Genomic DNA, 5,854 nt, shown 5'->3' on the forward strand with positions numbered 1-5,854 from the left:
GTTAAAAGTGCATAGTGGCTTAGACATATTGAAATATGGAGAAGCCAGCGTCTTGAGACGCTGGCTAGCACAATAGGCTTATAGCCTTAGAACAAACCACCCGTTTCACGGGTGGTCATGATTGCAGATGATTGACTGAACTCAGTTCTCGTCAACTGCCTTCAGAGCAGCACGAGCGATGTCGTAGTCGGAATCGACAGCCTTCTGATATCCGGTATGAGAATATACGGAGAAGATGTTCTTTCCTTCCTCAGTACCGATGATATCAATCAGGGAATCCTGCAGAGCTGTGATGAATTCGGTGTTGTAGATATCCGGATTAGCCATGGTAACAGCGACGGTATCGTTGTAGATCTTGTCGCCGACACCGATGACATTCAGTTCATTCCAGATGGAATCAGAACGTCCCATGCCCTGCTTGCCGGTGTCATCCTGCTGATCCGTCGGCAGCGTCCACGCTGCTTCGTAATCGTTGCGGCCATCTGCATAGCAGACAATGATGTCGAGGGATTCAGCTGCAGCCTGCTGGAATGCAGAGCCATAGGAATCCAGAGTCTGAACATGATCGAGATCGGTGATCTTCTTGCCATCATAGTTGTTCATGAGCCAGAGAGACGGATAGATGTAGCCAGCAGAGCTGGAAACATTCATGACACCCCAGTTAGCCTGGTTCAGATCATCCCAGGTAAGAGCTTCGCCATTGTTGACCTTTTCAGCAAGCTGCTTGCCATATTCAGACGGAGTAGCATAGATCAGAGAACGATAATAAGTAACCTGCGGTCCATCTTTCTTCGTTGCGTTTGCTTCGCCATTCCAGTCAGCCGGATTGGTGGAGTCATTGGACAGACCATTGCGGGTAGCAGTCAGGACGACATCGCACTCATCAGAATACAGTGCATAAGTTCCGCCCGGCAGCCAGCCTACATCGATTGTGCCAGCAGCGAGAGCTTCACCCGTTGCTTCATAAGAAGTACCGACCGAGATATCGACAGAACCGATGTTGTAGCCCTTGCTTGCCATTTCATCAATGACCAGCTTGTCCAGGCCAGCAGTACCGGTGATGATGACATCAGCGTCCTTGGACGGTACGAACTGGAATGTGAGCTTGTCGATGTCCTTGGATCCCGTTTCAGCAGGTGCTGCCTTGGTCTGAGAACCATCATCAGCGGCAGCAGTTGCGGCTGCGGTAGCTGCCTCTTCAGATGCATCAGAAGATGCTTCGGCGGTTGAGGTTGCTGCAGATCCAGAACTGCAGCCTGCCAGCATTGCGATGGCCAGCAGTGAAGCCAGAGACTTCTTGATTTCCATTTCTTCCTCCTGTGTATTGAACACGTGAACATTATATTTGCATTGCACAAGCTCTTACAATACTGACCATCAAGTAAATTGTTACATGCATTCCTGTAAGAATTTACTTCACCAATGAAGTTGCATTTTCATCAAAAACGAGTAAATTAGCAGATTGTAGCGCTGTTTTTACAGCATTCGGGGGATTATGTTATTACAGCTGTTCCGCCGTAAGGCAGCTTACGGGAAGATCTACTCACCATGTATCGGAAAGATCTATCCGATTACAATGGTTCACGATCACCAGATTTCCGAGCGGATGATCGGTGATGGCTTTGCAGTCATGCCGGAAAACGGCGTGGTGAAAGCTCCGGCAGACGGAGTAGTCACCCGCATTGACTGCAGCGGCAAGCTCTTCCAGATCCGTACTGCTGACGGCCAGTATATCGAAGTAAGAATCGGACTCTGCAGCCGGGATCAGAAAATCCGCGGCCTCAGAATTCTGAAGAACCGCGGAGCCAAGGTACGCCATGGCGAGCCGATCCTGGAACTCGATCTTTCCAGCAATGAGAAGGAATTCGATACCAGCGTCATCACCGTTCTGCCATGTGCAGCCGATCATACGCGCACCGAAATTCATCTGGAGCGCAGCTGCTCGGAACCGATCATCGAATACGGAGAAGACTGAACCGGGAAACCGGTTTTTTCTTTACCAAACCTTAATAAATGCTTTGTGAAATCCTTCCGAAGGGACAGTGCCGGTGTGCTATATTAATAGGCGGTAAGAAAAGGAGAACACATATGAGCAAACCGGTAGTACTGGTAGTTATGGACGGTGTCGGCTGGACAGACAAAGACAACGGAAACGCAGTGCTTCATGCCTACAAGCCGCAGATTGATGAACTGATGACGAAATGGCCGCATACCACGATCAAGGCAAGCGGTACTGCAGTCGGCTTACCGAGCGACAAGGACATGGGCAACTCGGAAGTCGGACATAATGCATTAGGATGCGGGCAGATCTACTCCCAGGGCGCAAAGCTTGTCAATGAGAGCATCGAGTCCGGAAAGATCTACAGCAGCGATGCCTGGAAGGGTGCTGCAGACTATGTGAAGGCACATGATGGAAAGCTGCACTTCATCGGTCTGCTTTCCGATGGCAACGTGCATTCCAACATCTCCCATCTGATCGCAATGATCAAGGAAGCCAAGAAGGAAGGCATCCATGAAGTACGTGTGCATGCCCTGCTCGATGGACGTGATGTTCCGGAAACTTCTGCCCTGAAGTATGTCGATCAGCTCGAGGAAGTATTCAAGGAACTCAATGATGATACATTCCATGGCTGCATCGCTTCGGGCGGCGGCCGTATGGTCATCACGATGGACCGCTATGAAGCAGACTGGTCCATGGTTGAAAAAGGATGGCACATCCATGTGATGGGCGATGGCAGACAGTTCGCTTCCGCAAAAGAAGCAATCGAAACCTACCGCGGTGAAGGCGGCTATACCGATCAGTATCTGCCGGGATTCGTCATTGCCAAGGATGGCAAGCCGGTCGGAACGATTGATGACGGCGATTCCGTGATTCTCTTCAATTTCCGCGGCGACCGTGCAGTCGAGATCTCCAAGGCATTTGATTATATGAACAAGGGCTTCGACAAGTTCCCGATGCCGAAGAAGCCGCAGGTCTACTACGCAGGCATGCTGCAGTATGACGGAGACCTCAAGCTCCCGGATCACTTCCTGGTTGAACCGCCGCACATCGAGCACACGATGTCCGAGTTCCTCGTCAAGAAGGGTGTTTACAGCTATGCATGCTCCGAGACTCAGAAGTTCGGACATGTGACCTACTTCTGGAATGGCAACCGTTCCGAGAAGTTCGATGACAAGCTGGAGACCTGGGAAGAAGTTCCTTCTGATGTCATCCCGTTCGATCTGAAGCCGTGGATGAAGGCAGAAGAAGTCACCGATAAGATGATCGCTGCCATTGAGAGCGGCAAGTATCAGTTCCTGCGCTGCAACTATCCGAATGGCGATATGGTCGGCCATACCGGAAACTATGAAGCAACTCTGATCGGTGTCGAAGCAGTCGACCTGTCTCTGCGCCGCATCATGGATGCCTGCAAAAAAGCAGACTATACGCTCATTGTCGTTGCTGACCATGGCAACTCCGATGAGATGTACGACAAGGGAACCAACCCGGATGGAACACCGAAGCCGAAGACTTCGCATTCCCTGGCAAGAGTTCCGTTCGCCATCTACAACGGACCGGAAGGAACCGAGATCAAGGACGGTGACTTCGGACTTGCCAATGTGGCTGCTACTGTTGTTCAGCTGCTCGGTTTCGAGAAGCCAGAACAGTGGCTCGAATCCATCATCAAGTAATTCAGAATTACTTTCCGGGGAGCGGATATTCCGGCTCCCCGTTTTTATGGGAAAGGAAAACAGAATATGAAGAATCATACCCAGCACGGCGTGAAGCTCTCGGTATTAGCCGTCATCTCTGCTCTGGTATGCACCAGCTGCGGAGAAGCTTCCAGCACTGCAGCTGCTGCTTCGACCTCCAATTCAGGAGGAAGTGAAACCAAGCCGGTTTCTGCTGACATTGAAGTCACGGAATTCACCGGTGACGAGAATATTGATGACATCCGCATCGAGCACATCTCCGGCTCTACCTATGAAGGCTGGATGATGCTCATCCACGACCCGAGCGACATCACCGTCGAAGTCAATCCGAACCTGGCCAGCGGCGGCGCTGCTCCGGATCTGGATACCTATATGAAAGATTTCAATGCCGTTGCAGGCATCAATGCCGGCGGCTTCATCGATGTCGGCGGACATGGCGACGGCAGCCAGCCTCAGGGCATCGTAATCCATAAAGGTCAGCTCGTCTCCGGAAGTCTGACGGAATACTCCGATATCATCGGCATCGATTCAGACAATAAGCTGGTCTGCGCCGGCGCAACTGCTCAGGATGCTCTGAGCTGGGGCGTCCAGGAAGCAGTGACCTTCGGACCGATCTATATCAATAACTACGAAGACGTCTTCGATTACAGCACCACGAACCTGGCGATGCTCAATCCTCGTACTGCCATCGGCCAGGCAGGTGACGGAACCTTCCTGCTTCTGGTCATCGATGGCAGAGGACCTTCTTCCTTCGGCGCAGAATACGGCGATGTCGTGAAGGTATTCCAGGCCTATGATGCCATCAATGCCGCAAACCTCGACGGCGGCAACTCCAGTGCCATGATGTATAACGGCGAATACGTGAACAACACCGTATCCATGTACGGATCACGCAATCTGCCTACCGTATTCCTGGTCAAGGAAGGGGAGGGAAACAACTGATGAGCGCACGCATTTCATGGAAGAAAGCAATCGCAGTCATCTCTGCTGCAGCTGTCAGCGGCCTTGTCTTCGGAAGAGTGATGCCGAAGAACCTCATCAGCGCCACTGCTGAAGAAGCAGCTGCTCCGGCAGATCTGATCAAGGAATACATCGGCGCATACCAGGCTGGTACTGACCTCTATACCGAATCCCTGAAGGTTGTTGATCACCTCAATACCGAAAACGACTACAACGCTGCCCTGAATTCAGTCTATGACGGACTTTCCAGCGTGCAGTATTCCATTGTCAACGACAGCGATACCGTCAAGGAATACAAGCTCTACAATTCCGACAATGTCCATATCGCAAATCTCCGTTCTGTTCAGCAGAGCGATGGAACATGGGCAACTGCAACCATTTTCAACGAACAGAAAGACTATACCATTGAAGTTCCGACCGGTCTCTCCATCACGATCAACGGACTTGATGCTGGTGCTCACCAGACCAAGACAGCAGTTCCGGCAGACAATTACAGCGGCCTCTCGGATACCTCTTCTGCACCGCTTGTCGATGTCTATGAAGCCGATGGCATGATCAGCGAACCGACTGTCGAAGTAAGCGGCAAGAGCGGATACACCACGATCAAGGACGTCACCAGCAATACGATCTATGTCGGCGAAGACTCAGCTTCTGATACCGATCTCGCCAATACGCTGATCAGCGACGCCAAGATCTGCGCAGGCTGGCCTGCCCAGGACAACGGCATCGGAGCCGTTGCGGCAATCTCCATCACCGACAGCGACTTCTATCAGAGAGTCTCCGGAGTTCAGAACCAGTGGTTTACTGCCCATGGAACCCCTGCCTATTCCAATGAAGCAGCACTGAAGATCGTCAAGCAGTCAGATGATTCCCTGATTGCCAATGTCATCTTCGACTACTACGCTTCCAATGGAGATGTCGACCGGACCTGGCATTGCGGCTATCAGATGACGATGCTCAATGTBGGAGGCACCTGGAAAATCGCAGGCTTCGGCGTCGACAGCACGCTGAACCCTAATCAGAAGACATACTGATCTGAAACAGACAGGAAACCGATTCCAGAGCGGAGTCGGTTTTTTTAGTACACCCGACATGGGTGATAACTCGAGGGTGAAAGTCCCTTGCGCATGTATAGCGGCATGATTCAAAGCGCTAGCCAAAGGCAACGTGGACATCGTGAGGTGTCAACGGAAGGAAGCCG

At 51.6% G+C, this 5,854-nt stretch carries 5 protein-coding genes; 4 read left to right on the forward strand and 1 reads right to left on the reverse strand.

The window, feature by feature from the left end:
- Positions 1-141: 141 nt before the first annotated feature.
- Positions 142-1,308 carry a PhnD/SsuA/transferrin family substrate-binding protein gene (locus FYJ51_RS13175; protein WP_105302404.1) on the reverse strand — a complete coding sequence of 389 codons (1,167 nt, stop codon included), beginning with the start codon at positions 1,306-1,308 and terminating at the stop codon, positions 142-144.
- Positions 1,309-1,495: 187 nt separating this feature from the next.
- On the opposite strand from FYJ51_RS13175, the gene FYJ51_RS13180 reads away from it, so the two are divergent.
- The 4 genes from FYJ51_RS13180 to FYJ51_RS13195 all read left to right on the forward strand — a co-directional run bounded on the left by FYJ51_RS13180 (position 1,496) and on the right by FYJ51_RS13195 (position 5,687).
- The gene (locus FYJ51_RS13180) at positions 1,496-1,975 is read left to right on the forward strand and encodes a PTS glucose transporter subunit IIA (RefSeq protein ID WP_105302403.1); all 480 of its coding nucleotides are present in this window, start codon (positions 1,496-1,498) and stop codon (positions 1,973-1,975) included.
- 113 nt (positions 1,976-2,088) lie between these two features.
- Positions 2,089-3,672: a 2,3-bisphosphoglycerate-independent phosphoglycerate mutase gene (gene gpmI, locus FYJ51_RS13185; protein ID WP_105302402.1), complete on the forward strand. Its 1,584-nt coding sequence runs from the start codon at positions 2,089-2,091 to the stop codon at positions 3,670-3,672.
- 66 nt (positions 3,673-3,738) lie between these two features.
- Positions 3,739-4,635, forward strand: a complete 897-nt coding sequence (locus tag FYJ51_RS13190) for a phosphodiester glycosidase family protein (RefSeq protein ID WP_105302401.1) — start codon at positions 3,739-3,741, stop codon at positions 4,633-4,635.
- Positions 4,635-5,687: a hypothetical protein gene (locus FYJ51_RS13195; RefSeq protein ID WP_154505992.1), complete on the forward strand. Its 1,053-nt coding sequence runs from the start codon at positions 4,635-4,637 to the stop codon at positions 5,685-5,687. The genes FYJ51_RS13190 and FYJ51_RS13195 overlap by 1 nt, the downstream gene beginning before the upstream one ends.
- Positions 5,688-5,854: the final 167 nt, after the last annotated feature.

Origin of the sequence: Stecheria intestinalis (assembly GCF_009696165.1) — a bacterium.
In the GTDB taxonomy this organism is placed as follows: Bacteria; Bacillota_I; Bacilli_A; order Erysipelotrichales; family Erysipelotrichaceae; genus Bulleidia; species Bulleidia intestinalis.

Coding starts and splice junctions, on each gene's coding strand:
- gpmI (WP_105302402.1), top strand. CDS start 2,089: ATGAGCAAACCGGTAGTACTGGTAGTTATGGACGGTGTCGGCTGGACA.
- FYJ51_RS13190 (WP_105302401.1), top strand. CDS start 3,739: ATGAAGAATCATACCCAGCACGGCGTGAAGCTCTCGGTATTAGCCGTC.
- FYJ51_RS13180 (WP_105302403.1), top strand. CDS start 1,496: ATGTTATTACAGCTGTTCCGCCGTAAGGCAGCTTACGGGAAGATCTAC.
- FYJ51_RS13175 (WP_105302404.1), bottom strand. CDS start 1,308: ATGGAAATCAAGAAGTCTCTGGCTTCACTGCTGGCCATCGCAATGCTG.